The sequence below is a fragment of the Devosia sp. A369 genome (assembly GCF_054489345.1).
In genome coordinates this window covers 58,100-82,610 of the sequence record NZ_JBTMWV010000008.1, presented here as the reverse complement: position 1 = coordinate 82,610, position 24,511 = coordinate 58,100, and the positions used below count along the sequence as shown (strand labels likewise).

Annotated in this window: 26 protein-coding genes and 1 other RNA gene; 14 read left to right on the top strand and 13 right to left on the bottom strand. The window is 64.3% G+C overall.

All coding sequences use genetic code 11. The features are described from left to right. Nucleotides 1–32 precede the first annotated feature (32 nt). From ACX3OZ_RS12050 to ACX3OZ_RS12040, 3 genes are read left to right on the top strand one after another with little or no spacing between them, the layout of a single operon-like run. Nucleotides 33–1,520 (top strand): CpaF family protein, encoded by a 1,488-nt coding sequence (locus ACX3OZ_RS12050; RefSeq protein ID WP_459094728.1) that lies wholly within the window; start codon nt 33–35, stop codon nt 1,518–1,520. Beyond that, the gene (locus ACX3OZ_RS12045) at nt 1,520–2,494 is read left to right on the top strand and encodes a type II secretion system F family protein (protein WP_459094729.1); all 975 of its coding nucleotides are present in this window, start codon (nt 1,520–1,522) and stop codon (nt 2,492–2,494) included. Before ACX3OZ_RS12050 ends, ACX3OZ_RS12045 begins: the two co-directional genes overlap by 1 nt. 22 nt (nt 2,495–2,516) lie before the next feature. Further along, on the top strand, nt 2,517–3,530 hold the full coding sequence (locus ACX3OZ_RS12040) for a type II secretion system F family protein (RefSeq protein WP_459104585.1): 1,014 nt from the start codon (nt 2,517–2,519) through the stop codon (nt 3,528–3,530). A gap of 201 nt (nt 3,531–3,731) precedes the next feature. Here ACX3OZ_RS12040 and ACX3OZ_RS12035 read toward each other — a convergent pair whose 3' ends face one another. Beyond that, complete coding sequence (locus ACX3OZ_RS12035; RefSeq protein ID WP_459094731.1) at nt 3,732–4,502, bottom strand: tetratricopeptide repeat protein; 771 nt, start codon at nt 4,500–4,502, stop codon at nt 3,732–3,734. 141 nt (nt 4,503–4,643) lie between these two features. Here ACX3OZ_RS12035 and ACX3OZ_RS12030 point away from each other — a divergent pair, with 141 nt between their 5' ends. Beyond that, nucleotides 4,644–5,993, top strand: coding sequence for a leucyl aminopeptidase family protein (locus tag ACX3OZ_RS12030; RefSeq protein ID WP_459104584.1), 1,350 nt, complete (start codon nt 4,644–4,646; stop codon nt 5,991–5,993). Here ACX3OZ_RS12030 and ACX3OZ_RS12025 read toward each other — a convergent pair whose 3' ends face one another. The 3 genes from ACX3OZ_RS12025 to ACX3OZ_RS12015 all read right to left on the bottom strand — a co-directional run bounded on the left by ACX3OZ_RS12025 (nt 5,994) and on the right by ACX3OZ_RS12015 (nt 8,526). Beyond that, on the bottom strand, nt 5,994–6,671 hold the full coding sequence (locus ACX3OZ_RS12025) for a YqaA family protein (protein ID WP_459094733.1): 678 nt from the start codon (nt 6,669–6,671) through the stop codon (nt 5,994–5,996). An 87-nt stretch (nt 6,672–6,758) separates the two neighbouring features. Then, nucleotides 6,759–7,697 (bottom strand): 2-hydroxyacid dehydrogenase, encoded by a 939-nt coding sequence (locus ACX3OZ_RS12020; RefSeq protein WP_459104583.1) that lies wholly within the window; start codon nt 7,695–7,697, stop codon nt 6,759–6,761. Nucleotides 7,698–7,770: 73 nt separating this feature from the next. Then, complete coding sequence (locus tag ACX3OZ_RS12015) at nt 7,771–8,526, bottom strand: c-type cytochrome (protein WP_459094735.1); 756 nt, start codon at nt 8,524–8,526, stop codon at nt 7,771–7,773. A 263-nt stretch (nt 8,527–8,789) separates the two neighbouring features. On the opposite strand from ACX3OZ_RS12015, the gene ACX3OZ_RS12010 reads away from it, so the two are divergent. After that, nucleotides 8,790–9,620 carry a prephenate dehydratase gene (locus ACX3OZ_RS12010; protein WP_459094736.1) on the top strand — a complete coding sequence of 277 codons (831 nt, stop codon included), beginning with the start codon at nt 8,790–8,792 and terminating at the stop codon, nt 9,618–9,620. A 219-nt stretch (nt 9,621–9,839) separates the two neighbouring features. On the opposite strand, the gene ACX3OZ_RS12005 is transcribed toward ACX3OZ_RS12010, so the two are convergent. Continuing rightward, on the bottom strand, nt 9,840–10,700 hold the full coding sequence (locus ACX3OZ_RS12005) for an LOG family protein (protein ID WP_459094737.1): 861 nt from the start codon (nt 10,698–10,700) through the stop codon (nt 9,840–9,842). 102 nt (nt 10,701–10,802) lie between these two features. On the opposite strand from ACX3OZ_RS12005, the gene ACX3OZ_RS12000 reads away from it, so the two are divergent. Further along, nucleotides 10,803–11,672 carry a DUF817 domain-containing protein gene (locus ACX3OZ_RS12000; protein WP_459094738.1) on the top strand — a complete coding sequence of 290 codons (870 nt, stop codon included), beginning with the start codon at nt 10,803–10,805 and terminating at the stop codon, nt 11,670–11,672. Here the strand turns inward: ACX3OZ_RS12000 and ACX3OZ_RS11995 are convergent. After that, nucleotides 11,666–11,851, bottom strand: coding sequence for a hypothetical protein (locus ACX3OZ_RS11995; protein WP_459094739.1), 186 nt, complete (start codon nt 11,849–11,851; stop codon nt 11,666–11,668). The two genes, ACX3OZ_RS12000 and ACX3OZ_RS11995, sit on opposite strands and share 7 nt — an antisense overlap. Before the next feature lie 347 nt (nt 11,852–12,198). Here ACX3OZ_RS11995 and ACX3OZ_RS11990 point away from each other — a divergent pair, with 347 nt between their 5' ends. The 5 genes from ACX3OZ_RS11990 (at nt 12,199) to recR (ending at nt 15,759) form a co-directional block, all read left to right on the top strand. Then, entirely contained in the window at nt 12,199–12,867 is a 669-nt protein-coding gene (locus ACX3OZ_RS11990; RefSeq protein WP_459094740.1) for a class I SAM-dependent methyltransferase, read from the top strand. A 51-nt stretch (nt 12,868–12,918) separates the two neighbouring features. Further along, nucleotides 12,919–13,014: signal recognition particle sRNA small type (ffs, locus tag ACX3OZ_RS11985), an RNA gene on the top strand. A 78-nt stretch (nt 13,015–13,092) separates the two neighbouring features. Beyond that, nucleotides 13,093–14,838: a DNA polymerase III subunit gamma/tau gene (locus ACX3OZ_RS11980; protein ID WP_459094741.1), complete on the top strand. Its 1,746-nt coding sequence runs from the start codon at nt 13,093–13,095 to the stop codon at nt 14,836–14,838. Beyond that, nucleotides 14,835–15,158 (top strand): YbaB/EbfC family nucleoid-associated protein, encoded by a 324-nt coding sequence (locus tag ACX3OZ_RS11975; protein WP_459094742.1) that lies wholly within the window; start codon nt 14,835–14,837, stop codon nt 15,156–15,158. The genes ACX3OZ_RS11980 and ACX3OZ_RS11975 overlap by 4 nt, the downstream gene beginning before the upstream one ends. 4 nt (nt 15,159–15,162) lie before the next feature. Beyond that, nucleotides 15,163–15,759 carry a recombination mediator RecR gene (gene recR / locus ACX3OZ_RS11970; protein ID WP_459094743.1) on the top strand — a complete coding sequence of 199 codons (597 nt, stop codon included), beginning with the start codon at nt 15,163–15,165 and terminating at the stop codon, nt 15,757–15,759. Nucleotides 15,760–15,908: 149 nt separating this feature from the next. Here recR and ACX3OZ_RS11965 read toward each other — a convergent pair whose 3' ends face one another. Next, nucleotides 15,909–16,403 (bottom strand): hypothetical protein, encoded by a 495-nt coding sequence (locus ACX3OZ_RS11965; protein WP_459094744.1) that lies wholly within the window; start codon nt 16,401–16,403, stop codon nt 15,909–15,911. A gap of 63 nt (nt 16,404–16,466) precedes the next feature. Beyond that, nucleotides 16,467–17,873: a DNA recombination protein RmuC gene (locus ACX3OZ_RS11960; protein ID WP_459094745.1), complete on the bottom strand. Its 1,407-nt coding sequence runs from the start codon at nt 17,871–17,873 to the stop codon at nt 16,467–16,469. Nucleotides 17,874–18,004: 131 nt separating this feature from the next. Between ACX3OZ_RS11960 and def the strand changes: the two genes are divergently transcribed. From def to truA, 3 genes are all read left to right on the top strand, one after another. After that, nucleotides 18,005–18,520, top strand: coding sequence for a peptide deformylase (gene def, locus ACX3OZ_RS11955; RefSeq protein ID WP_459094746.1), 516 nt, complete (start codon nt 18,005–18,007; stop codon nt 18,518–18,520). A gap of 220 nt (nt 18,521–18,740) precedes the next feature. Further along, complete coding sequence (gene fmt, locus ACX3OZ_RS11950) at nt 18,741–19,661, top strand: methionyl-tRNA formyltransferase (protein WP_459104582.1); 921 nt, start codon at nt 18,741–18,743, stop codon at nt 19,659–19,661. Nucleotides 19,662–19,835: 174 nt separating this feature from the next. After that, complete coding sequence (gene truA / locus ACX3OZ_RS11945; RefSeq protein ID WP_459094748.1) at nt 19,836–20,573, top strand: tRNA pseudouridine(38-40) synthase TruA; 738 nt, start codon at nt 19,836–19,838, stop codon at nt 20,571–20,573. Here truA and ACX3OZ_RS11940 read toward each other — a convergent pair. The 5 genes from ACX3OZ_RS11940 to dapD all read right to left on the bottom strand — a co-directional run bounded on the left by ACX3OZ_RS11940 (nt 20,570) and on the right by dapD (nt 24,398). Next, nucleotides 20,570–21,139: a hypothetical protein gene (locus ACX3OZ_RS11940; protein WP_459094749.1), complete on the bottom strand. Its 570-nt coding sequence runs from the start codon at nt 21,137–21,139 to the stop codon at nt 20,570–20,572. The two genes, truA and ACX3OZ_RS11940, sit on opposite strands and share 4 nt — an antisense overlap. 16 nt (nt 21,140–21,155) lie before the next feature. Beyond that, nucleotides 21,156–21,698 carry a hypothetical protein gene (locus ACX3OZ_RS11935; RefSeq protein WP_459094750.1) on the bottom strand — a complete coding sequence of 181 codons (543 nt, stop codon included), beginning with the start codon at nt 21,696–21,698 and terminating at the stop codon, nt 21,156–21,158. Then, a complete protein-coding gene (dapE, locus tag ACX3OZ_RS11930) occupies nt 21,695–22,855 on the bottom strand; it encodes a succinyl-diaminopimelate desuccinylase (protein WP_459104581.1) in 1,161 nt (386 codons plus the stop codon). Before dapE ends, ACX3OZ_RS11935 begins: the two co-directional genes overlap by 4 nt. Nucleotides 22,856–22,878: 23 nt before the next feature. Further along, nucleotides 22,879–23,346, bottom strand: a complete 468-nt coding sequence (locus ACX3OZ_RS11925; RefSeq protein WP_459094752.1) for a DUF805 domain-containing protein — start codon at nt 23,344–23,346, stop codon at nt 22,879–22,881. A 209-nt stretch (nt 23,347–23,555) separates the two neighbouring features. Continuing rightward, nucleotides 23,556–24,398, bottom strand: coding sequence for a 2,3,4,5-tetrahydropyridine-2,6-dicarboxylate N-succinyltransferase (gene dapD / locus ACX3OZ_RS11920; protein WP_459104580.1), 843 nt, complete (start codon nt 24,396–24,398; stop codon nt 23,556–23,558). Nucleotides 24,399–24,511: the final 113 nt, after the last annotated feature.

The window sequence follows — 24,511 nt, the reverse complement described above, 5'->3', positions numbered from 1 at the left end:
CGCCTTCAGTTATCGAGAACGGTAGGACGACCATGTTTGGCAAGCGCACATCTTTCGGCGGCAATACTCCAGGCGTCGGCGAAGCTGCGCGCCCGGTGCAAAGCCCCGCGCCCCGCTCCGAGGCGCCGGTCCGGCGCACCTCCGATGGCGATGCCATGGCGGCACGCATGCGCAGCGGCGACGAGGTGGTCGATGTCCGCTCCCCCGCCGATGCGGCGCGCGACAAGGAATATTTCCACACCAAGTCGGCCATCTTCAACGCGCTGATCGACTCGATCGATCTCAGCCAGCTCGCGACCATGGATCAGGACGCGGCACGCGAGGAAATCCGCGACATCGTCGCCGAAATCATCGCGCTCAAATCCATCATCATGTCGATTTCCGAGCAGGAAGATCTGCTTGAAGATATCTGCAACGACGTGCTCGGCTATGGCCCGCTCGAGCCGCTGCTGGCCCGCGACGACATCGCCGATATCATGGTGAACGGGTCGCAGAAATGCTACATCGAAGTCGCCGGCAAGGTGCGCCTGACCAATGTGCGCTTCCGCGACGACGCCCATCTGATGAATGTCTGCCAGCGCATCGTCAGCCAGGTCGGCCGCCGCGTCGATGAAAGCTCCCCCATCTGCGACGCCCGCCTGCCCGACGGCTCCCGCGTCAACGTCATCGCTCCGCCGCTGGCCATCGACGGCGCCGCGCTGACCATTCGTAAGTTCAAGAAGGACAAGCTGACTCTGGGCCAGCTGGTCAAATACGGCTCGATCTCGCCCGAGGGCGCCGAGGTGCTGCGCATCCTGGGCCGGGTGCGCGCCAATGTGCTGATTTCAGGCGGTACCGGTTCGGGCAAGACCACTCTGCTCAACTGCATGACCGCCTTCATCGAAAAAGACGAACGCGTCATCACCTGCGAGGACTCAGCCGAACTGCAGCTGCAGCAGCCCCATGTGGTGCGCCTCGAAACTCGTCCGCCGAACCTCGAAGGCGAAGGCGAGATCACCATGCGCGATCTCATCAAGAACTGCCTGCGCATGCGCCCCGAACGCATCATCGTCGGCGAAGTGCGTGGCCCCGAGAGTTTCGACCTGCTCCAGGCCATGAATACCGGCCATGACGGCTCGATGGGCACGCTGCACGCCAACAGCCCGCGCGAAGCCCTGTCGCGACTGGAATCGATGATCACCATGGGCGGCTATAGCCTGCCCAGCCGCACCATCCGCGAAATGATCACCTCGTCCATCGACGTGGTGGTGCAGGCCGCCCGCCTGCGCGACGGCTCCCGCCGCATCACCCACATCACCGAGATTTTGGGCATGGAAGGCGACGTCATCGTGACCCAGGATATCTTTGTCTATGACATCATGGGCGAAGACGCGAACGGCATGCTAATGGGCCAGCACCGCTCCACCGGCATCACCAAGCCGCAATTTGCGGAGCGCGCCCGCTATTTCAACGAGGAAGCCAACCTCGTCGAAGCCCTCGAAAAGTCCAATACCGAACAGCGCGAACTGCTGGATTCGTAATGAACACCATTCTCCTTGTCATTCTCGCCATGATTACCGTCGGTGCGGCGGGCTTTGCGCTCGTGCCCTCGGCCTTGGGTGGTGGTCGGGCCGAGCAGCGCCGCAAGGCCTTGCAGGGCAATGTACGGGTCAACCGACTTGAGGCCGATCTGGCCCGTAGCCGCGATGACCGCCGCAAGAGCGTGCAGCAGGCGCTGAAATCGCAGACCGCTGCGCTCAACGCCAAGAAGCGCCTGACCCTGGCGCAGCTGATCTTCCAGGCCGGCATGACCATCAAGCCGGCCGCCTTCATCCGCAACAGCATCATTTTCGGCGCGGTGGTGACCGTGCTGCTGGTGCTGGTGCAGGTGCCCATCTATCTGGCGCCGGTGTTTGGCCTGGCCTCGGGCTATCTGCTGCCGCGAATGTATGTCAGCCGCAAGCGCAAGAAATATCACAGCCTGTTCCTCGACGAATTGCCCAACGCCGTCGAAGCCATCGTGCGTGGCGTCAAGACCGGCCTACCGCTCAACGACTCCATTCGCTCGGTCGCCAAGGACGCCAAGGAGCCGGTGAAATCCGAATTCGGCCGCGTGCTCGATCAGCAGGCCTTCGGCATGTCGATGACCGAGGCGGTGGGCGTGCTGCTCGACCGGGTGCCGCTGCCCGAAGTCAATTTCTTCGTCGTCGTCATCACCGTGCAGCAGCAGGCCGGCGGCAACCTCAGCGAAGCCCTGGGCAATCTCGCCAAGGTGCTGCGCAACCGCAAGAAAATGAAGCAGAAGATCAAGGCCATGTCCTCGGAAGCCAAGGCCTCCGCCGGCATTATCGGCTCGCTGCCGTTTGTTGTGGGCACCCTGGTCAGCATCGTCTCGCCGGCCTATCTCGGGCCGCTGTTTTTCACCCCGCTGGGCCATATCTGGCTCGGGGTGGGGGTGGCCATGCTGGGCATGGGCATTTTCGTCATGAACCGCATGATCCAGTTCGAATATTGATAGCCAGGCGGGGAGCGCAGCCATGAACATCTTGCAGCTTTTGACCCAGCGGGAGTTCCTGATCGCCACCCTTGCGGCCATTTCCATGGCCGCGGTGGTCTTCACTTTCGGCTCGAGCCTCATTGGCAAATCCGAGATGAAGGGCCGCATCAAGCGCGTGGCCCTCGAGCGCGAAAAGATGCGGGCCGAGGAAATGGCCCGGCTGCGCGGTGGCGGCGTCGCCACCGATGGTCGGGGCATCCGGCGCTCGGCCGAAACCAAGTCCTACATGAAAAGCACCGTCGAGCGCTTCGACCTCAAAAAGGCCTTTCAGGACGATGCCACCGTCGACAAGCTGGCCATGGCCGGCTTTCGCGGGCAGGGGCACCTGACCACTTTCCTGTTCATGCGCTTCGTCACGCCGCTGGCCATTTTCGCCTTTGGCGCCTTTTACCTGCTGGTGCTGGCGCCGGGTGACCGCCCGCTTTATCTCAATCTGGTCTATGCCATCGGCGCGGGCCTGGTCGGCGCCTACTTGCCCAATGTGCTGCTCAAGAACACCACCACCAAGCGCCAGTTCTCGATTCGGCGCGCCTGGCCCGATTGCCTCGATCTGATGCTGCTCTGCGTTGAGGCGGGCATGTCGGTCGAACACGCCTTCAAGCGTGTCGCCAAGGAAATCGGCCAGCAGAGCGCCGAGCTGGCCGAAGAACTGACCCTCACCACGGCCGAACTGGCCTTTCTCGAAGATCGCGGCCGCGCCTATGAAAATCTGGGCCGGCGCACCGGGCTCGATGGCGTCAAATCGGTGATGACCGCGCTGATTCAGGCCGATCGCTATGGCACGTCAGTGGGTCAGGCTCTGCGCGTCATGGCCGAGGAAGGCCGCGAACAGCGCATGATGGAAGCCGAGAAAAAGGCGGCCTCGCTGCCGCCAAAACTCACCGTGCCGCTGATCCTGTTCTTCCTGCCGGTGCTGTTCATCGTCATCCTGGCGCCCGCCATGATCAAGGTCTTCGGCGGCCCCGTGGCCACCGTCATGAGCAACGGCGTCTAGGGGGCTTCGCCCACTCTAATCCCTCGGCTCCTGCGTACCCTCGCCCCTCCGGGGAGAGGGCCAGGGTGAGGGGTGCTCCACCAGTCAGCACGTCGCTTTCCCCACCCACAATGTCACCCCGGCCTCGAGCCGGGGCCCATCCTGAGATGCAGGGGTATCTGAAGATTTCTGAATTGCTCCCGGCCCAAGCCGGGGAGGGCCTTAGCCCTTTTCGATCATGTCCCAGCGGTTCTGCTGGGTCAGCAGCGCCCGTACATAGGCCATATTGCTCTCCACCTGCGCGGGCGGCAGTTCGGCGGCATACATGGCCCGGCATTCCTCAAACCGCCCCTGCAAGCCCACAATCAACGCCAGGTTCTGGCGGATCTGACTGCTGGCGCCCCGCATTTTTACGGCGCGGCGCAGATGCTGCTCGGCGGCGGGCAGCTCATTGGTCATGGCATAGCTGAGGCCCATATTGGCCTCGATCGACGCTTCACCGGGGGCATAGACCAGCGCCTGCGTATAGAGCGCCCGCGCTTCGCCGTTGCGCCCGACCTGGTCAAGCGTCGCGCCCTTGACCAGCAGCGCGTTCCAGTCCGGCGCTTCCGGACGAATGACGTTATCCAGCACCTGTAGCGATTGTTCGAACCGTCCATCGGCGGTCAGTGCCTTGGCATAGGCTACCGAGATATCGACGTCGCCGGGCAGGTAGCCGATGCTGATTTCCAGCACCGAGGCGGCCTGCTTGCTCTGGCCCACCGCGCGCAGGGCGGCGGCGTAGTGAATGGCTAGGCGCTTATCCTTGGGATTGGCCTTGTAGCGCGCCGTCAGCTCGCCCAGGCTTTGCTGGGTCTGCCCGGCCGGCATGCCCGAATAATCGGGCGATGGCATGCTGCCGCGATTGGAAGCACAGGCGCTGAGCACAACCGCCGCCACGCTGGCCAGCAGCAGGGCACGCATCGGTCTGATAAAGCTCTGCAGCGACGTCACGGGGCGACTCCTCGGGCCAGATGGCACGCTGCTCCTGCAATAAATCATTAACCCTAACAGCCGGTTAAAACCCCGCCGTCGCGGCGTTGCCGACGCGGTCGGGCTTCGGTACAACCACAGCACCATCCTTCGGAGTGCAGCATGCCCAAGGCCCCCATCATCCCCCTGATCTGCGTTGAAGAGGGGGGCCTTCCCGGCGCCGATCTGTCAGCGGCGCACCATGCCTGGGCCGGGGCCAATGATTTCGCAGGCCAGCGTGGGCGCCTGCTCGCCTTGCCGGGCAGCGATGGCGCATTGGCCGGCCAGCTCTTCGGCATGGGTGTGCCCGCCGGTCGTCCCGCTCTGCTCACCGGCCTGGCCGGTGCCGCCCTTGGGGCCGGGCTTTACCGCCTCGATGGCGCCTATGGCGATCCGACCCTGGCAGCCATCGGCTTTCGTCTCGGTGCCTACCGCTATGATCGCTATCGCGCCGGCAAGCCCGCGCCCGAACTGGTGGCTCCCGACAGCGCTGACGCGGCTGAGGTCGATCGTCTGGTCACCGCGGCGACGCTGGCCCGCGACCTCATCAACACCCCGGCCAATGATCTGGGCCCCGACGCCTTCGAGGCCGAAATCCGCGCCTTCGCCAGCGCCAATCAGATGAGCATCAAGGTCACCAGCGGCGACGATCTGCTTGCCGCCAATTTCCCGATGATCCACGCCGTCGGCCGCGCTAGCCCGCAGGCCCCGCGTCTCGTCGATCTCGGCTGGGGCCGCGAAGGCGATCCCAAGGTCACGCTGGTCGGCAAGGGCGTCACCTTCGACACTGGTGGTCTCGATATCAAATCCGCAGCCGGCATGCTGCTGATGAAGAAGGATCTGGGTGGCGCCGCCAACGTGCTGGGCTTGGCCCACGCCATCGTCGCGGCCAAGCTGCGGCTGCGCCTGCGTGTACTGATCCCGATTGTCGAAAACGCCATTGCCGGCGCCTCCTTCCGCCCCAGCGATGTACTGCCATCGCGCAAGGGCATCACTGTCGAAATCGGCAATACCGATGCCGAGGGCCGGCTGATTCTGGCCGATGCGCTGGCGCTGGCCGATGAGGAAAGCCCGGAACTGCTGCTCGATATGGCAACGCTCACCGGCGCCGCCCGCGTCGCGCTGGGCCCCGACCTGCCGCCGCTTTACAGCACTGACGACGCCCTGGCGCAGGCGCTGATGGCGTCCGGTGCCGCCAGCGACGATCCGCTCTGGCAGATGCCGCTCTGGTCACCCTATGATTCGATGATGAGTTCGCGCGTCGCCGATGTGAACAATGCCGCCAGCGGTGGCTTTGCCGGTTCCGTTACCGCCGCTTTGTTCCTGCGCCGCTTCGTCAGCAACGCCGCTGCCTGGGTGCATCTCGATATTTACGGCTGGGCCCCCGAAGCCCGCGTCAGCCGTTCGCAAGGTGGCACCGATCAGGGCATCCGCGCCGTCTATGGCGTGCTCAAGCAGCGCTATCCGGCATAATTACTGCGGCAGGAAGTCGTCGGGCAGGATCTGCTCGACCACTTCGGCGGCTTCCTGCACTTCGGCGCCGTTCTTGGGGAACAGCAGCGGCGCCATGGCAAAACCCACCACCACCAGCGCCAGCATGGCCCAGCCGGCCAGCGCCTTGTGCTTTTCGATGAATTTGCTGGCCGTCGGGCCGAAGAAATAAAACAGCCCGCAGGGCACGAAATAGCGCAGCCCGCGGCCGATCAGCCCGTAGAAGATGAAGGTGAACAGGTCCAGCCCCGCCACGCCGCTGGTGATGGTGATCACCTTGTAGGGGATGGGCGAGATGGCGCCGATGATGATCATCAGCGGGCCATTATCCTTGAAACTCTGCGTCAGCGAGGCAAAGCCGTTGCCGGCGCCGTAAAAATCGATGATCGCCCGCCCGACCGTGTCGAACAGGAAATAGCCGATGGCATAGCCCAGCAGGCCCCCGGCCACCGAGGCAAAGGTGCAGATCGCCGCCAGCCGCCAGGCCCGCCGCCGGTCGGCAACAATCATCGGCGCCAGCATGATCTCGGGAAAGATCGGCAGGATCATCGCTTCGAGAAAGCACAGCAGCGCCAGGATCGGTTCGGCCAGCCGGTGCTGGGTGGCCAGTTTCAGGCGGTCATACAGCTTCAGCTTCGGCGTCGCAGTGGTGTCGGTCATCCAAGGCCTTGGCGATTCGGGTTCGTGCGAAGACCTGTTATCCTCCGCCTGGAGCGCGGCGTCTCCACCGGCTGGATAACAAGTCTGTCAGTAGCCGCGCGCGCGGTCCACCACATTCAGCAGCGGTTTGCCCGCCTCACGCTCGGCAATGATGCCCGAGAAATAGCGCACGCCGGATTTTTCATCCGAAATCGCGGCGATATGCGGCGTGATATAGCAGTTCTCGATGGCCCAGAGCGGGCTGTCGGCCGGCAGTGGTTCGGTCTCGAACACGTCAAGGCTCGCGGCCCCCAGCGTGCCATCGCCCAGCGCCTGCGCGATATCGGCCTCGCGCTGATGTCCACCACGCGCCGCATTGACGATCACCGGACCACCCTGCAGCCGGTCGCGCCGCAGCTTGCCGAACGTCTCCATATTGAGAATGCCCGTGGTGTCGGGCGTCAGCGGCAGCAGATTGACCAGAATATCGGTGCCGCCGAGAAACTCATCAAACGCCTCCGCGCCGGCAAAGCTCTCGAGGCCGTTGACGGCCTTGGGCGAGCGGCTCCAGCTGCGCAGCGTGAAGCCGAGCGGCAGCAGGCGCTTGGCGGCATCCTGCCCCAACACACCCATGCCCATAATGCCCACCGTAGTTTCGGCGGCGGACGGCGGATAGAACTGCTCCCAGCGCCGCGCCTGCTGTTGCGCGCGGAACCGCGTATAGAGCCGGTGATGCATGGTGACATGGGCCACCACATAATCGCTCATCCGCTGGCTGAGATCATTATCGACAAAGCGCACGATCGGCGCATCGGGCAGGCGCGGGTGCTTGAGCAGCGCGTCGACGCCGGCCCCCAGTGACAGCACCGCCTTGAGCCCGCTCAGCCCGTCAAAGGCGTCCTCTTTGGGCTTCCATACGAAGAGATAGCGCACATCCGCCGGATCGAAATCGTCGCCGCGCCGCACTACGGGGTAGGGGGCCAGCGCCGCCGCGAACTGTTCAGCCCAGCTCGCCTCGTTGACATCGGACAAATGCAGCAACAACATGGATAGCCCCCTCAGAAAAAAGCCGCGCCGTTTGACGGGCGCGGCCAGAAATTTTGTGTATCAGCAGCCAGTCTTACTGTGCCGCAGGAACGGCTTCCGCCGGAGCGGCTGCAGCAGGCGCGGCCTCAGCCGGGGGTGCCTCAGCAGGTGCGGCTTCCGCCGGAGCGGCTGCAGCAGGTGCCGCCTCAACCGGAGCAGCTTCCGCAGGAGCGGCCTCAGCAGGTGCAGCTTCCGCCGGAGCAGCCTCAGCAGGCGCAGCTTCTGCCGGTGCAGCTTCTTCAGCGGCCGGGAAGGCCACGGGGCTACCCGACAGGGTCTGCAGGTAAGCCAGCAGGTCGGCGCGTTCTTCGGCAGTCTTGATGCCCGCAAAGGCCATCTTGGTGCCCGGCGCGTAATCGCTCGGCTTGGTCAGGAAGTGATTGAGGTTCTCATAGGTCCAGGTGTCCCCGGCGTCATGGTGAGCCTTCATCGCATCCGAATAGGAGAAGTCCGCAACCGAACCCTCGGCACGGCCGACGATGTCATAGAGATGCGGACCCTGCTTGTTGGGATCGCCCTCGCCGAAATTGTGGCACGACTGGCACTTGCGTGCAGCAGCGGCGCCGCGTTCGACACTGGCGCTGGCCAGCAGCACCCCGAGCGGAACTTCCGCTGGTGCCGCTTCGGCCGGGCCGCCGGCGGCGACAGCCTCAGGCTCGGGCAGGGCATAGCCTGGCCCCTGACCCTGGATGGGATGGTAAACCGCTTCGGCCAGAAAGCCGACGGCCATAATGAACAGCAGCGTGCCCAGCACGGCGCCCATGATCTTGTTTAGCTCGAACGAATTCATTTGATCTCTCTGCCAGTCCATCCCCTGTGGACACTAGTCGGTCCCGGCTCAACTTTCGATATCCCCCTAAGGAAATATCGCCTCAACAGAGCAGCACGACGCGCGGCGGAAGATAGTCCCAAGGCGGGGGCGGCGCAACCGCTCAAAGCCCCACTGCGACAATTCCTCACCGGCAGGCGCGGCAGGCCCCGGCGGCGCCTTCAATTGACTCCGCTCTCCCCCGGGTTCAAAAGCCCTTCGCCTACCTGCAATGGATCTCCGTGATGACCAAGAAGATTGCCTTCCAGGGCGAGCCCGGCGCTTTCAGCCATGCCGCCGCCCAAAATGTCTTTCCCGGCGAGGAAGCGATCGGCTGCGTCACCTTTGAGGAGACCATAGCCGCTGTCCAGTCCGGCCGCGCCGATTTCGCCGTGGTCCCGGTGGAAAATTCGCTTTATGGCCGCATCACCGATATCCACCATCTGCTGCCCGAAAGCGGGCTTCACATTATCGGCGAGACCTATCTGCGCGTGGAAATGAACCTGCTCGGCGTGCCCGGCGCGACCATGGCCGACATCAAAGCGGTGCAGTCGCTGTCGGTGGCGCTCGGCCAGTGCCGCAAGTTCATCGCCGATAACGGCTTCCGCACCATCAACGCCGTCGACACCGCCGGTTCGGCCCGCGAAGTCGCGCAGAAGGCCGACAAATCGGTCGCCGCCATCGCGTCGCGCTTTGCCGCCGAAATCTACCGCCTTGATGTGCTGGCGTCCAATATCGAGGACGCCGCCCACAACACCACGCGTTTTCTGGTGCTGTCGCCCACCCCGCAGGAAGCCCCGGCCGACAATGGCAAGGTCAAGACCACCTTCGTCTTCCGCGTCCGCAACGTCCCGGCCGCGCTGTATAAGGCGATGGGCGGTTTCGCCACCAATGGCGTCAACATGACCAAGCTGGAAAGCTATATGGTCGGCGGCGCCTTCACCGCGACCCAGTTCTACGCCGATATCGAAGGCCACCCCTCCGATCGCGCCGTCCAACTCGCCTTCGAAGAACTCGGCTTCTTCACCGACCAGTTCAAGGTCCTGGGCGTCTATCCGGCCAACGAAGCGAAGTAGGCGAGGCTAAGAGCTATCAGTCTGCCACCCTCCCCCTTGCGGGGAGGGAGAGCGAGATAGGACTTGGCCCTTGCTAAGTCCGTACGTCGAGCCGGGAGGGGGTATCTCTCGGCGAGTCCGGTGTCCGTTGCTCAACCCCCACCCTTGATCCCTCCCCGCAAGGGGGAGGGTGCCGACTACTCACTCGGCACAGCCCAGCAAAAATCCAGGCCGAAGGCCTCAATCCCCCCGCAACACCTCGTCCACCACCGGCAAATCGTAAAACGCCCGCACGACTTCCCAGCCCTCGTCGGCCGTATCGACCACGTTGAACAGCTTCACGTCGTCCGGGGAAATGGTGCCCGCCTCGGCCAGCGCCTCGAAATTGATCACCTTGTTCCAGAATTCCGCGCCGAACAGCAGCAGCGGCACCTTGTCCATGCGGCCGGTCTGGATCAGCGTCAGCGTTTCAAAGAATTCGTCCAGCGTGCCGAAGCCGCCCGGAAACACCGCCACCGCCTTGGCCCGAATCAGGAAGTGAATCTTGCGGGTGGCGAAATAGTGGAAGTTGAAGCTCAGCTCCGGCGTCACATAATGATTGGGCGCCTGCTCATGCGGCAGCACGATATTGAGCCCGATCGAGGGCGCGCCGACATCGGCAGCGCCACGATTGCCGGCTTCCATCACGCCGGGGCCGCCGCCCGTCACCACCACATATTCCTTATAGTCGAGCGCCTTTGAGGTGGCCGAGGCCAGCTGGGCAAAGCGGCGCGCTTCGTCGTAATAGCGCGATGCCGCCTCAAGATTGCGCTTCTGTACCTCGTTCTTGGCCGCCCAGGCCGGCTTGCCCGGCGCCGGAATCCGCGCGCCGCCAAACAGCACCACCGTCGAATTGATGCCGCGCTCGCGCAGGCGGAATTCCGGCTTGAGATATTCCAGCTGGAACCGGATGCCGCGCGTATCCTCCGAGGTCATGAACTCGTCATCGGCAAAAGCCAGCCGGAACGCCGAGGCTTCGGTCTGTGGCGTCGATGGCGCGCGTTTGCTGGCGGCGATATCCTCTACCGAAGTGCGCAGCGATGTCGGGCGGCGTTTGGCCATGCCGGCTTCTCCATATAAATCGGAACGGCGAGACTCCGCCTTAATTCCGAAATCATTGCTTGGGCATATCCAGCCGGGGCCAAGTGAGCAAGGGCGAGGGGCTTGAACCAGTACACGAGTTTGGAAGCGCGCATCGACGCGGCGGCGCATGCCGTGCTGGCGCGCCTGCCGCGCGGGCGGCTGGCCGATGGCGTGGTGGAGTTCCTGGTGTTCGGCCTCAAGCAGGCCTGGGCCTGCCTGTTTGGCGGGCTGATGCTGGCGATGATCATCGTCACGCGGCTGTGGTGGCCGGGTGATTGGCTGGATCGCTATGACGTATTCTTTCTCGCCGCGCTGCTGATTCAGGCCGCCATGCTGGCGTTCCGCCTCGAAACCCTGAGCGAAGCCAAGGTGATCCTGATTTTCCATATCGTCGGCACCGGCATGGAATTGTTCAAGACCGCCGCCGGCTCATGGATCTATCCCGAGGAGGCGCTGTTCCGCCTCGGTGGCGTGCCGCTGTTTTCCGGCTTCATGTATGCCTGTGTCGGCTCCTACATGGCCCGCATCCAGCGCATTTTCGATATCCAGTTCACCCGCTATCCCCCGGTCTGGATGACGGTTGTTTTGGCCATCACCATCTACGCCAATTTTTTCACCCATCATTTCATGATCGATCTGCGCTGGCTGCTCTTCGCCGGCGTGGTGGCGCTCTATCTGCGCAGCTTCATGCATTACCGCGTCTTCCGCTTCCGCCATGCCATGCCGATGCTGCTGGCCTTCCTCTTGGTGGCTCTGTTCATCTGGATCGCCGAGAATATCGGCACCTGGTCGCGCGCCTGGATTTACCCCGATCAGGCCACTGGCTGGGCCATGGTCAGCTGGTCCAAGCTGGGCTCGTGGTATCTGCTGATGCTGATCTCGGTGGTGCTGGTGACGCTGGTGCATCCGCCCCGCGCCTATCGCGACGAGCCGGAGCGCCCGGCTCAGTGACGGCGGAAACGCCAATAAGCGCCGTGCATCATCCGGCGCCACCCCGCCAATTGCGCCGCTAGCAGCTCGATCGGCCGCGGCGCAGGCTGGTAGTTGCGCAGCATATGCTCGGCCAAACGATAGCCTTCGCGCACGATACGGCGCTCATCGAGCGGCAGTCCTATAGATGGAACGCGCATGGCGGCCTCCCACATGGTTGATAAAACCTTAACGCAGCAGCGCCGGTTTCGTCTGGGGCCATATGAAAACTTGGTTTACGCCGGGCACGGCGGCAGCGCCGCTGGCATGGTTTGAGCCTGCTCCCGCTCCCACCCCACCCCGGATGTCACCCCGGCCTTGAGCCGGGGCCCATCCCGAGATCGCGCCGGCGAACCCCGGCCTCGCAACCTGCGCCTCCCTCCCCTCTGATGGGGAGGGATTGAGGGTGGGGTGGGGCAAAACACGCAGAGGTATCAATGATCCCAGCACCATCCTTGACGTTCGCCATAAATGTAACAATATAAGTTACATGAGTGGAGCCAGGTAAATGTCATCCTTTTTCGACGAGCGGGCTGCCGCCGCCTATCTCGATGGCCCACCGCGCCAGGTGCCTGGCTATACCGGCCTGTTGCGCATGACCACCCTGCTGCTGGCCGAGCACATCCCCACCACGGGCCGCGTGCTGGTGCTGGGCGCCGGCGGCGGCCTCGAGCTCAAATCCATGGCCGAAGCCCACCCCGACTGGACTTTCACCGGCGTCGATCCGTCCCCCTCCATGCTGGAACTGGCCGCACAGACCACTGCGCCCCATGCCGCGCGCATCCAGTTGCACGAAGGCTATATCGACACCGCGCCACAGGGTCCCTTCGACGCCGCCACCTGCCTGCTCACCCTGCATTTCGTGCCGGCCGACCAGCGCCTCGCGACCCTGCAACAACTTCGCACCCGCCTGCAGCCCGGTGCCCCCCTGGTCGTTGCCCATCTCAGCGTGCCGCTGGCCGAGCGCGCCCTGTGGCTGGCCCGCCACGTAGCCTTCGGCTCCGCCGAGCCGCCACCCCCGGCCCAGCTGGAGCGCTCTGTCGCGGCGCTGGACACAAGACTGACGATTCTGGACCCCGCCGAAGACGAGGATTTGCTGGTTCAGGCCGGCTTTACCGGCGTCAGCCTGTTCCATCTCGGTTTCAGCATCAGGGGCTGGGTGGCTTATGCTGCCTAGACTGGTTCACCGGGTCTTGCCAAAGCCGGGTTTTGTTCGCATATAGCGAGCGGGAGGTTGGCGCGGACGTGTTCCTCGCCAACCGGGTCAGGTCCGGAAGGAAGCAGCCCCAACGAGACCTTCACGGGTCGTTGCCAGCCTCCTACTAATTCACCCACGCCCCGTGGTATAAGCTGACTTGTTCGCTCAATCGGGAACGCCTTGAACGGGCAGGATAGCCGGCTCGTGGCTGAATCAACATCATCATCGCCCTATATCGTGCTGGCCCGCAAATACCGGCCGCGCGATTTCACCACCCTGGTCGGCCAGGACGCCATGGTGCAGACGCTGGGCAATGCCTTTGCGCATAACCGCATTCACCATGCCTTCATCCTCACCGGCGTCCGCGGCGTGGGCAAAACCACCACGGCCCGTATTCTGGCCCGTGCCTTCAATTATCAGGACGCCTCTGGCCCCCATCCCACGCTCGATCTGAGCGTCGAGGGCGACCATTGCCGCGCCATCATTGAAGGCCGCCATGTCGACGTCATCGAAATGGACGCCGCCAGCAATACCGGCATCAACGATATTCGCGAGATCATCGACTCGGTGAAATACGCGCCCTCCTCGGCGCCCTACAAAGTCTATGTCATCGACGAAGTGCACATGCTCTCGACGGCGGCCTTTAACGGCCTGCTCAAGACCCTCGAAGAGCCGCCCCCCTATGTGAAGTTCATCTTCGCCACCACCGAAATCCGCAAGGTGCCGGTGACGATCCTCAGCCGCTGCATGCGCTTCGACCTGCGCCGCATCACGCCCGAGATCATGACCGCCTATCTCGAATCGATCCTGGGGCAGGAGGGCATCTCCTTCGAGCCCGAGGCGCTGGCGATGATCGTGCGGGCCGGCGAAGGCTCGGCGCGCGACAATCTCTCCCTGCTCGATCAGGCCATCGCCCATGGCAATGGCACGGTCACCGCCGCCACCGTCAAGGCCATGCTCGGCCTCGGCGACCGCGCCCGCGTCATCGACCTGTTCGAAGAACTGATGGGCGGCCGGATCGGCGACGCCATCGACACTTTCCGCGCCCTCTATGATCTCGGCGCCGATCCGCAGACCCTGGTCTCGGACCTCGCCGATTTCACCCATCTGGTGACCCGCATCAAGGTGGTCCCGGCCGCTGCCGACGACATGTCGCTCACTCCCGACGAGCGCAAACGCGGCGCCGAACTGGCCGGCAAGCTGCCGATGCGGGCGCTGACCCGCGCCTGGCAGATTCTGTTCAAGGGCTATGACGAAGTGGCCCGCGCCAGCAATGGCTTGCAGGCCGCCGAAATGGCGCTGATCCGCCTGGCCTATGCCGCCGATCTCCCCAGCCCCGACGATCTGATTGCCCGCCTCGCCAACCAGCCCGCCCCGGCCCCCGCTCTGCAGTCCTTCACCCCGCCCACGCGCCCAAGCGGCGGTGGCGGCGGCGGTGCCTCGGCCATGCGCGTGGTCGAAACCCAGCCGCAACCAGTCGACGCCGTAGCCGCCCAGCCGCAGGCCGAAGCGGTCGTCAGGCCGGCCCTGTCCTCGATCGGCTCCTACAAGGAACTGATCGCTCTGGCCGGCGCCAAGCGCGACGTGCTGCTCAAGATCGCCCTTGAGGGCCAGATGCGGCCGATTTCCTTCGAGCAGGGCAAGATCGAAGTGGCGCTGACCGACTCGGCCGATCCGGGCATGATCGCCACCCTGTCCGCGCGCCTCCAGCTCTGGACCGGCGAGCGCTGGCTGGTGATGGTCTCGACCAAGCCCCCCGAAGGGCTGACCATGCGCCAGGAGCGCGAGCAGAAGGTCGAAGCGGCGCAGGCCGCCGCTCATGAGGACCCGCTGGTCAAAGCCATTCTCGAAACATTTCCCGGGGCCAAGCTGGTCAATGTGACGGTGCGCGACGAAGCCACCGCCGAACTGCCCGAGGCTCCGCCCCCCATCGAAGAGGACGACGAATGAAAGACATCATGGGAATGATGAAGGCCGCCGGCGAGATGAAGGCCAAGATGGAAACCATGCAGGCCGAGCTGGCCGATCTGGTGGTCGAAGGCCGCTCCGGCGGCGGTCTGGTCACCGTGTCGCTCAGCGGCAAGGGCGAACTCAAGGGCCTCAAGATCGATCCGTCCTTGTTCAAGGAAGACGATGTGGAAGTGCTCGAAGATTTGATCGTCGCCGCCCATGCCGACGCCAAGGCCAAGTCCGAAGCCGAGACGCAGAAGAAGATGGCCGAGGTCACCGCCGGCCTGCCTTTGCCCCCCGGCATGAAGCTGCCGTTCTAACCAGATGGCCTCTGGCGGACCCGAAATTGAACAGCTGATCCAGCTCCTGGCGCGCCTGCCGGGGCTGGGGCCGCGCTCGGCGCGCCGGGCGGTATTGCAGTTGATCAAGAAGAAGGATCAGCTGATGATCCCGCTTTCGGCCGCCCTCGACCGCGCCGTCACCGCCGTCAAGACCTGCGAGGTCTGTGGCAATGTCGACACCATCAGCCCCTGCACCATCTGCGCCGACCCGCGGCGCGCCGATAGCGGCATGCTGATCGTGGTCGAAGATGTCGCCGACCTTTGGGCGCTGGAACGCGCCGGCGTCGGCGCCGTCCGCTATCACGTGCTGGGCGGCGTGCTCTCCCCCCTCGACGGCGTCGGCCCGGACGACATCACCATCGACGCGCTGATCGCCCGCGCCGCCGAATTCAAGGAAGTCGTGCTGGCGGTCAATGCCACCGTCGAAGGCCAGACCACGGCGCATTACATCACCGACCGCCTCGCCGGCACCGGTACCAAAATCACCCGCCTCGCCCACGGCGTCCCCGTCGGCGGCGAGCTGGACTATCTCGACGAAGGCACCCTCAGCCAGGCCCTGAAGGCTCGCACCGAGATCTAAGATGCCGACCTCAGGCGCATCCAAAAACGCGATGTCATCCCGGCCTTGAGCCGGGACCCATCCTGAGATGGATTCACCGGCACAATCTCAAGCTGGGCCCCGGCTCAAGGCCGGGGTGACATCGCGGCTGGGGCGAACTCACATGCCCCTCAGTGCAAATCCTTATCCGTCCTGAACTCATCCCCACCGTCCCAGCGCTCTTCCTCGAGGCTCTCCTCGGCCTCTTCATCCTCGAAAAACGCATCCTCATCGCCTTCGATGGCCTGGCGGGCTTCTTCATCGTCGGGGGATAGCGCGTCGAGCCGGTCGGCCGGATCATTGTCAAAGCTGGTGCCGAGCCCGGAATAGGCGTCATTCTCATCGCCATTGGCAATGGTGGCGCTCAGCTCGTCGATGGCGCGGTCCAGCTCGTCCAGCAGTGAAGCCGGGTCCTGCCCGCCCCAGTCGCCGCTTTCGCGGATGGCGCTTTCGTCGCGCAGTTCCTTGAGCCGCGCCAGCCGCTCGGCCGCCGGCCGGTCATCGCCGTAAAGCAGCTCTTCGATTTCGCTCTGGCTATAGGGCTGGGAAATGCCCGGCTGGTCGGAATTGTCGAAATTCGTGTCCTGCGGCACCATGGTGCCGTGATGGTCGTGATGCTGAGCCATTCTCGTCTCCCATGTTGGATGAGAAGACAACGCGGTGGCGGCCAACCGGTTCGATGATCGTGATCAGGAGAGGTCCCCGGGCTCCTCGCCCACCAGCCGCAGCATCGGCGCGTCGTCCTCGCCGCTGTCCCAGCCCGCGGGCAGTTGTTTGTTCGATTTTGCGCCCAGTTCGCGCAGAATTTCCACCTGCCGGACCACGCTGCCCTTGCCGGTCGCCAGTTGCCCCTTGGCCTCGACATAGCTTTGCTGCGCCCGGTCGAGATTGAGGCCAAGCTTGTCCATGCTGGCGAGAAACCCCACCACCTTGTCGTACAGCGCGCCGGCCCGCTCGGCGATCTGCTCGGCATTCTGGTGGCGCTTTTCGATGTCCCAGACATTGCGCACCGTGCGCAGCACCGTCATCAGCGTGGTCGGCGTCGTCAGCATCACGCCCCGGCTCATGCTGAATTCGACCAGCCCGGCATCCTGCTGGATGGCGGTGGCCAGCGCCGATTCAATCGGCACGAACATCATGACGAAGTCCATCTTGGACTTGGCATGGCGCTGATAGCTCTTGTCGCCCAGCGTCTTGATATGGGTGCGGATCGACTGGATATGCGCCTGCAAATGCAGCGTCCGATCGGCCTCGGCGCTATTGGTATAGGCCGAGAAGGCCGTCAGCGAGACCTTGGAGTCGATCACCAGCCGGTCATTATTGGGCATCAGCACTTCGACATCGGTGCGCACCCGGCTGCCGTCTTCGGCGGTATGGCTCATCTGGGTGATGAATTGTTCGCCCTCGCGCAGGCCCGAGCTTTCCAGAATGGTCGACAGGATCATTTCGCCCCAGGCGCCCTGCGTCTGCGCATTGCCCTTGAGCGCGCGGGTGAGATTGCCGGCTTCGGTGGTGATTTGCAGATTGCTCGCCGCCAGCGCCCTGATCTGCTCGGCCATGGTCGAGCGGTCGCGCGCTAATTCGCCCTGGAACTCGACGATCTTCTCGTTGAGCGGCTTGAGCAGCACATCGACCTGCTCGCGGTTCTGTTTGGAAAACGTCTCGCCATGGCTTTTGAGCACGTCGCCGGCAATGGCCTTGAATTCGTCGGTCATCTGCTGGCGCACGCTGAGGAAGCGCGCCAGATTGGCCTCCGACTGCGCCGCCTGTTCGGCCAGGCGGGCGCGCAATGCCGAGGCATCGGCCAGCAGCTCGGCGCCTTTTTCCCGCTCCCGATCCAGCAAATCGGCGCCGCGCTCGCGCTCGACGCGCACCTGATGGTCCAGTTCCTGAATCCGGCGGTCCCGCTCGCCCAGCTGCGTGGCAAAGCCAGTCTGCAGTTGCTCGGCCAGTTGCGCGCTCGCCTCGGCGGTCTGTGCCGCGCCGGCGCGCATCACGGCAATCGTCGCGCCGACCAGCACCAGGCCGGCCAGCGCCACGCCCGCGATCAAGGCTTGCCCCAGCGTTACCGCATAGTCGCCGATGAAAAAGACCACGCTATCCATCCGCACAGGGTAGCGCGATTCGTTTGTTCGTGAAATGTTCTATGCTGGGCGGCCACAAGAGTTGACCGCACGCGCGAAAATACCATATCGAGAGGCAAACCCCATTCTGCCGGACCTTTATTATGGCTGTACGCCCCATTCTCGTCATTCCCGATGCACGGCTGCGCGCCGTTGCCGACCCGATCATCGAAATCGACGATGAGATCAAGGCGCTGGCCCAGGATATGCTGGACACCATGTATGACGCGCCCGGCATTGGCCTGGCCGCGACCCAGCTTGGCGTGATGCAGCGCATCGTGGTGATGGACCTCGCCGGCGAAGGCGAAGAGCCCGATCCGCTGGTGCTGATCAATCCCGAGATCACCCATTTCGGCGAGCAGATGCAGGTCACCGAAGAAGGGTGCCTGTCGATCCCCGAGCTGTATTACGAAGTCGAGCGCCCCAATGAGGTGACGGTGAAATACACCGATCTCGATGGCAAGGAAGTGGTGCGCGAAGCCGAAGGCAAGCTCGCCGTCTGCATCCAGCACGAACTCGATCACCTCGATGGGGTGATGTATATCGACTACCTCAGCCGCCTCAAGCGCGACCGTGTCATCAAGAAATTCGACAAAGCCGCCAAACGCGCTGCGGGCTAACCGGCCCTCCCTTTCTTCCCCTCGCCCCTTGCGGGAGAGGGACAGACCTGACGCGTTCAGCGGAAGGTCAGGGTGAGGGTACTGCGCTCGCCCATGCGCAGCGTCATCACCGGGCTTGTCCCGGTGATCCATTTCTGGTCTGGCCCTGGATTGCCCGGACAAGCCGGGCAATGACGGTGGCTGAATTATCCGGGCATCGCCCCGACAAGGAGCTGCCAACATGCGCGTCGTCTTCATGGGCACGCCGGATTTTTCCGTTCCGACTCTGACCGAAATCGTCTCTTCCGGCCATGAGGTCGTCGCCGTCTATACCCGCGCGCCCAAACCCGCCGGACGCGGGCAGGAAGAGCGCAAGTCGCCGGTGCATCTGGCGGCCGAAGGTTTTGGCATTCCGGTATTCACCCCGCGCTCGCTCAAGGGCGAGGCCGAGCAGATCGTCTTTGCCAGCCACGATGCCGATCTGGCCATTGTCGTCGCCTACGGCCTGCTGCTGCCCAAGCCGATCCTCGACGCCCCGCGCCTCGGCTGCCTGAACCTGCATGGCTCGCTGCTGCCGCGCTGGCGCGGCGCCGCGCCGATCCAGCGCGCGGTGATGGCTGGCGATAGCCAGACCGGCGTCATGGTCATGCAGATGGATGAAGGCCTCGATACCGGCCCGGTCGCCCTCGGCGAAGTCATCGCCATCACCCCCGACATGACCGGCGGCGAATTGCACGACGCCATGATGCGCGTCGGCGCGGACCTGATGGGCCGGGCCTTGGCGGCGCTCGAGCGCGACAGCCTCGATTTCACCCCGCAACCCGAAGCCGGCGCCCTCTACGCCAAAAAGATCGACAAGGCTGAGGCCCGTATCGTCTGGTCCCGCCCGGCCGAGGAAGTCCACAACCACATTCGCGGCCTCTCGCCCTTTCCCGGCGCCTGGTTCGAGCTGGAGCTGGCCGGCAAGCCGGTGCGCGTCAAGGCGCTGCGCTCGACCATGGGGCAGGGCAGCGGCGCCCCCGGCACCCTTCTCGACAACCTCACCATCGCCTGCGGCAGCGGCGCCGTCCGCCTCACCCAGGTGCAGCGCGAAGGCAAAGGCGCCATGGACGCCGCCACCTTCCTGCGCGGCGCCGGGGATTTGCCGGAGCGCGCGGCTTGAGCACCGGACCCACCCCGAACGCGGTCGGTCTCCTCCCCCTTGAGGGGAGGGCTAGGGTGGGGGTGTCGTGCGTTCAGCAGACTGGAATTTCCGGGTTCGCACCACCCACGACACCCCCACCCCTAACCCCTCCCCTCAAGGGGGAGGGGAACGGCCTCAGCGCGATACCCAGCCATGCCGCGCTATAAGCTCACCATCGAGTATGACGGCACTCCCTTCTCCGGCTGGCAGCGCCAGACCGCGCGCCCCAGCGTGCAGCAGGCGCTGGAGGAGGCGATCACCGCCATGTCCGGAGAGCGCGCCACCACCCAGGCCGCCGGCCGCACCGATGCCGGCGTGCATGCGCTCGGCCAGGTGGCCCATTTCGATCTCAGCAAGCCATGGGACCCGTTCCGCATCCGCGAGGCGCTGAATTTCCACCTCCGCCCCGCCCCGGTCGTCATTATCGAGGCCGAAGCGGTGGATGACAGTTTCGAGGCGCGTTTTTCCGCCAAGTCGCGGCATTACGAATATCGCATTCTCTGCCGCCGCGCTCCGCCGGTGCTCGAGCGCAATCACGTCTGGCACCTGCCCATGCAGCTCGATGCGGAGATCATGGATCACGCCGCCGGGCTGATCCTGGGCACCCATGATTTCACCACCTTCCGCTCCTCGGAATGCCAGGCCAAATCACCCTTGCGCACGCTGGATGCCTTCGCGGTGCGGCGCGAGCTGGATCACATTGTCATCACCGCCAGCGCCCGCAGTTTCCTGCATCATCAGGTGCGCTCGATGGTGGGCTCGCTCAAGCTGGTGGGGGAGGGCAAGTGGTCACCGGCGGATTTCCGCGCGGCGCTCGACGCGCGCGATCGTCGTCGCTGCGGCGCCATGGCGCCGTCAGTCGGGCTCTATCTGACCAGGGCGGATTATTAGCCGAGGCCCGCCGGGCCGGGTCCGACGATCACCGCGATCACCACCATCGCCATGAACACGCCCACCGCCTGCGACAGGAACAGCATGCCGATCTGCAGCGGCGTCAGCGTGACGATGAAGCGGCCGATATTGATAAAGCTGGCCAGCGCCAGGATCACCACCAGCAACAGAATGGCGATGCCCAGCCCGCCCAGCAGTGTCGAGGCCAGCAGCAGCACCGCCGAGACCAGCGTGACCCAGTTGGACGCCACGAGATACGGGATGAACCCGTCCTGCCGCCCCATCTGGCGCAGCGCGATCACTGCCGTCGCCGCCTGGGCGACGAACAGCACCACATTGACGATGATCGATTGCGTCGCCGCGCCGGCGGGCAATTGCATGCCGGTCAGCATCGGGCCGAACCCGGCCAGCCCGATGGCGATCAGGGTGGCGATCAGGCTGCCGACCAGGCCGCGTTGGCTGAAGTCGAAATAGGTCGGCGCCTGGCGGTTGCCCACCAGCAGCGCGAAGCAGCCGCGTGCTGCAGCCATCAGTTCTTCGAGGAAGGTCGTGGTCGGTTGGGCCAAGGGCTTGTCTCGAATATCAAATGGGAGAAATGGCGGCGTTGCTCAGCATGTAGAGCGCCAGACGCATTGCCACAAGCAGCACGACCGTCAAAACCGCAAAACCGGCGGCAATCCCGACTGTCCAGCCGGTTGCGGCGCGCGCCAATCGATACAGCAGATAGGCCAGTCCCAGCCAGCTCAGCAGCACCACCGGCCCACCGATGATCGCCAGCAGCCCCTCGACCAGCAAAAACGCCGTCAGCAGATAGGTGCCGGGCACCATCACGTCGAGTGCCGGTTCGCGGCTTTTCAGCATCATCCGCGTGCCGAGCAGGCTAACCACCAGCGCGGTGATCGGCAGCGCCAGCACGAACATCGCCGCCACCACCCCGAACAGGCTAGGCATGCCAATGCTCATCGAGGCAAACGCCACGGCGAGGAAGGCGATGACGGCAAAGATGATCAGCGCCGTGGTCAGCCCTGGCATTGTGCGGGCAAAGCGCTCGCGCCAACCGGCGTCCCCGCGCAGGATCATCATCCACCCGGCGACGGCATTGCTCAACGCAGCCCAGACCTTCATGCCGTCCCTCCAAAGAAGCGGACCATGAAGGCGCGGTAGATGGCGGTCAACCCGATGAGGTCGGCGACGGCGATATGCTCATCGGCCTGATGCATCGTCGTGCCCACCAGCCCGCATTCGACCACCGGCCCATATTGCGCGATGAACCGTGCATCCGACGTCCCCCCGCCGGTCGACAATCCCGGCCGCCGCCCAGTGACGCTCTCGATAGCATCCCCCAGCGTCTCCACATCCCCACTCAGCGGCGACAGGAACGACCGCGACGGCACCCCCGCCACCTCGAAGCTCACCGTGGCGCCGCCCAATTCCACTCCAGCAATCCGCCCCCGAACCCACGCCGCCAGCGTCTCCGGCGTCCACAGATCATTATAGCGGATGTTGAAGCGGATGGTCCCCGCCGCCGGAATGACATTGGAGATGGCATTGCCGACATCGATGGAGGTGACCTCCAGATTGCTCGCCGGAAAATGCGCCGTGCCACCATCGATCGGCACATCCAGCGCCGTCACCAGCCGCGCCAGCGCCGGCAGCGGATTGTTGGCCTTCTCCGGATAGGCGACATGTCCCTGCCGGCCGCTGACCGTAATCCGCCCCGACAGCGACCCGCGCCGCCCGATCTTGATGCTATCGCCCAGCAACGCCGCCGAACTCGGCTCGCCGACAATGGCGAAATCAAACGCGTGCCCCTGCGCCTCTGCCCATGTCATCAGCTTGGCGGTGCCGTTAATGCCGTCGGCTTCCTCGTCGTTGGTGATGGCCAGCATCACCGTTCCCGCCTCTTTCGGCACACTCGCCACCGCCGCGACAAACGCCGCAATGCCAGATTTCATATCCGCCGCGCCACGGCCAAAAATCCTGCCATCCGCCTCGCGCGGCACGAACGGATCAGCGCTCCACAGAGCAACGTCCCCCGGCGGCACCACATCGGTATGCCCAGCAAACAGCAGCCGCTTGCCGCCACTGCCGCGCACCGCAAACAGATTATCCACGGCATAGGAGCCATCGCCCTCAAAGCGCAGCCGGGTCACGGCAAAGCCGCTGGCGCTGAGCGCCGTCTCGACCACGTCGAGAACCCCCGCCGTCTCGGGCGTCACCGAGGGGCAGGCAATCAATTGCTTGAGCAGATGGACGGGATCGTCCGTCGATATAGCAGTCACGAAACCATCCCGTCCTTGTGTGTTTAGGCGGCGGCGTAGCCGAGCGGATCTGGCCCGTAGCTATTGGGCCCGGCCGTGCCCTTGAGGAACCCCAGCTGCACCAGCAGATAGAGCCCCAGTATCGCGGTGGCGAAAAACACCACCGACAGCCACAGATCCGGCGTCGGCATCATCATGCCATTGCCGATATCGGTCATCGTCACCCCGATGCCCAAGGCCTGCAGCAGCGTCGCCAGCCCCGACACCACCAGCAGAATCTTGAAATCCAGCCCATTATTGTCGCGGTCCTGCCGGCGCTTGAGGCCGAGGCACCAGCTCGGATAGAGCAGCGCCAGATAGGCGATCAGCTGTGCCCAGAGGCCCAGCCCCAGCATGCCAAGCAGGATGGTCAGCACGATGCTGGCGATGATCACCACCACTGTGCCCAGCCACCATTGCTTGCGCGAAATCCGACCATCCGTTGTGGTCAGCAGCGGCATAAGATCATTCATGATTATCCCCTCAGAAAATCAGCGCCGGGTCCCATCCGGCGCGCGCTCACTCTAGGGTGCTTCAGCTTTTGTTGGAAGCATCCATGCGCCCCCCCTCTTTCGTCATTGCCGGGCTCGTCCCGGCAATCCATCTGCCCAGCGCGTGGTGTGGACCACCCGGATAAACCGGGTGGTGACGGTGCGAAAACTGCTGGCCTCCACCAGCCGGCTCAGTCGCGCAGCAAGTCGTTGATGGCCGTCTTGCTGCGGGTCTGCGCATCGACGGTCTTGACGATCACGGCGCAATAGAGGTTCGGCCCGGGGCTCCCATCGGGCAGTGGCTTGCCCGCTAGCGAGCCCGATACCACCACCGAATAGGGCGGCACCTTGCCGATATGGATTTCTCCGGTCGCCCGGTCGACGATCTTGGTCGAGGCGCCGATGAACACGCCCATCGAAATCACCGCGCCTTCGCCCACCACCACGCCCTCGACCACTTCCGAGCGCGCGCCGATAAAGCAATTATCTTCGATGATCACCGGACCGGCCTGCAGCGGCTCCAGCACGCCGCCAATGCCGACGCCGCCTGAGATATGCACATGCTTGCCGATCTGGGCGCAGGAGCCGACGGTCACCCAGGTGTCGATCATCGTGCCTTCGCCGACATAGGCGCCGACATTGACGAAGCTGGGCATCAGCACGACATTGCGGGCGATAAAGGCCGGGCGGCGCACCACGGCGCCGGGTACGGCGCGAAAGCCGGCATTGCGGAACTCCGCCGCGCCCCAGCCCTCAAATTTGGTGGCCACCTTGTCCCAATATTGCGAGCCACCCGGCGCGCCGTCGATCAGGCGATTATCGGTTAGTCGGAAATGCAGCAGCACGGCCTTTTTGAGCCATTGATGGACCCGCCAGCTGCCGTCGATCTTTTCGGCGACCCGCACCGCGCCGCTATCCAGCAGCGCCAGCGCTTCCTCCACGGCCTCACGCACCGCTCCTTCCGTATCGATGCGAATCTCGGCGCGGGCTTCGAAGGCGTCATCGATGGTTTGGGCGAGGGCGGCATGGTCCATGCGCGGGGTCCTAAAAAACTGTGGGGGAGCGGACAATAGCGGTGAGCGCTATCGTGTCAATTGCGCGCCCGGCGAATTTGCCTGAGGTCCCCTTGTCCTACTGGCGTCGCGGC

Coding starts and splice junctions, on each gene's coding strand:
- ACX3OZ_RS12040 (WP_459104585.1), top strand. CDS start 2,517: ATGAACATCTTGCAGCTTTTGACCCAGCGGGAGTTCCTGATCGCCACC.
- dapD (WP_459104580.1), bottom strand. CDS start 24,398: ATGGACCATGCCGCCCTCGCCCAAACCATCGATGACGCCTTCGAAGCC.
- fmt (WP_459104582.1), top strand. CDS start 18,741: ATGCGCGTCGTCTTCATGGGCACGCCGGATTTTTCCGTTCCGACTCTG.
- ACX3OZ_RS11990 (WP_459094740.1), top strand. CDS start 12,199: ATGTCATCCTTTTTCGACGAGCGGGCTGCCGCCGCCTATCTCGATGGC.
- ACX3OZ_RS12050 (WP_459094728.1), top strand. CDS start 33: ATGTTTGGCAAGCGCACATCTTTCGGCGGCAATACTCCAGGCGTCGGC.
- def (WP_459094746.1), top strand. CDS start 18,005: ATGGCTGTACGCCCCATTCTCGTCATTCCCGATGCACGGCTGCGCGCC.
- ACX3OZ_RS12010 (WP_459094736.1), top strand. CDS start 8,790: ATGACCAAGAAGATTGCCTTCCAGGGCGAGCCCGGCGCTTTCAGCCAT.
- ACX3OZ_RS12015 (WP_459094735.1), bottom strand. CDS start 8,526: ATGAATTCGTTCGAGCTAAACAAGATCATGGGCGCCGTGCTGGGCACG.
- ACX3OZ_RS11925 (WP_459094752.1), bottom strand. CDS start 23,346: ATGAATGATCTTATGCCGCTGCTGACCACAACGGATGGTCGGATTTCG.
- ACX3OZ_RS11995 (WP_459094739.1), bottom strand. CDS start 11,851: ATGCGCGTTCCATCTATAGGACTGCCGCTCGATGAGCGCCGTATCGTG.
- ACX3OZ_RS12025 (WP_459094733.1), bottom strand. CDS start 6,671: ATGACCGACACCACTGCGACGCCGAAGCTGAAGCTGTATGACCGCCTG.
- ACX3OZ_RS12030 (WP_459104584.1), top strand. CDS start 4,644: ATGCCCAAGGCCCCCATCATCCCCCTGATCTGCGTTGAAGAGGGGGGC.
- ACX3OZ_RS11975 (WP_459094742.1), top strand. CDS start 14,835: ATGAAAGACATCATGGGAATGATGAAGGCCGCCGGCGAGATGAAGGCC.
- truA (WP_459094748.1), top strand. CDS start 19,836: ATGCCGCGCTATAAGCTCACCATCGAGTATGACGGCACTCCCTTCTCC.
- ACX3OZ_RS12045 (WP_459094729.1), top strand. CDS start 1,520: ATGAACACCATTCTCCTTGTCATTCTCGCCATGATTACCGTCGGTGCG.
- ACX3OZ_RS12005 (WP_459094737.1), bottom strand. CDS start 10,700: ATGGCCAAACGCCGCCCGACATCGCTGCGCACTTCGGTAGAGGATATC.
- ACX3OZ_RS12020 (WP_459104583.1), bottom strand. CDS start 7,697: ATGTTGTTGCTGCATTTGTCCGATGTCAACGAGGCGAGCTGGGCTGAA.
- ACX3OZ_RS11965 (WP_459094744.1), bottom strand. CDS start 16,403: ATGGCTCAGCATCACGACCATCACGGCACCATGGTGCCGCAGGACACG.
- recR (WP_459094743.1), top strand. CDS start 15,163: ATGGCCTCTGGCGGACCCGAAATTGAACAGCTGATCCAGCTCCTGGCG.
- ACX3OZ_RS11935 (WP_459094750.1), bottom strand. CDS start 21,698: ATGAAGGTCTGGGCTGCGTTGAGCAATGCCGTCGCCGGGTGGATGATG.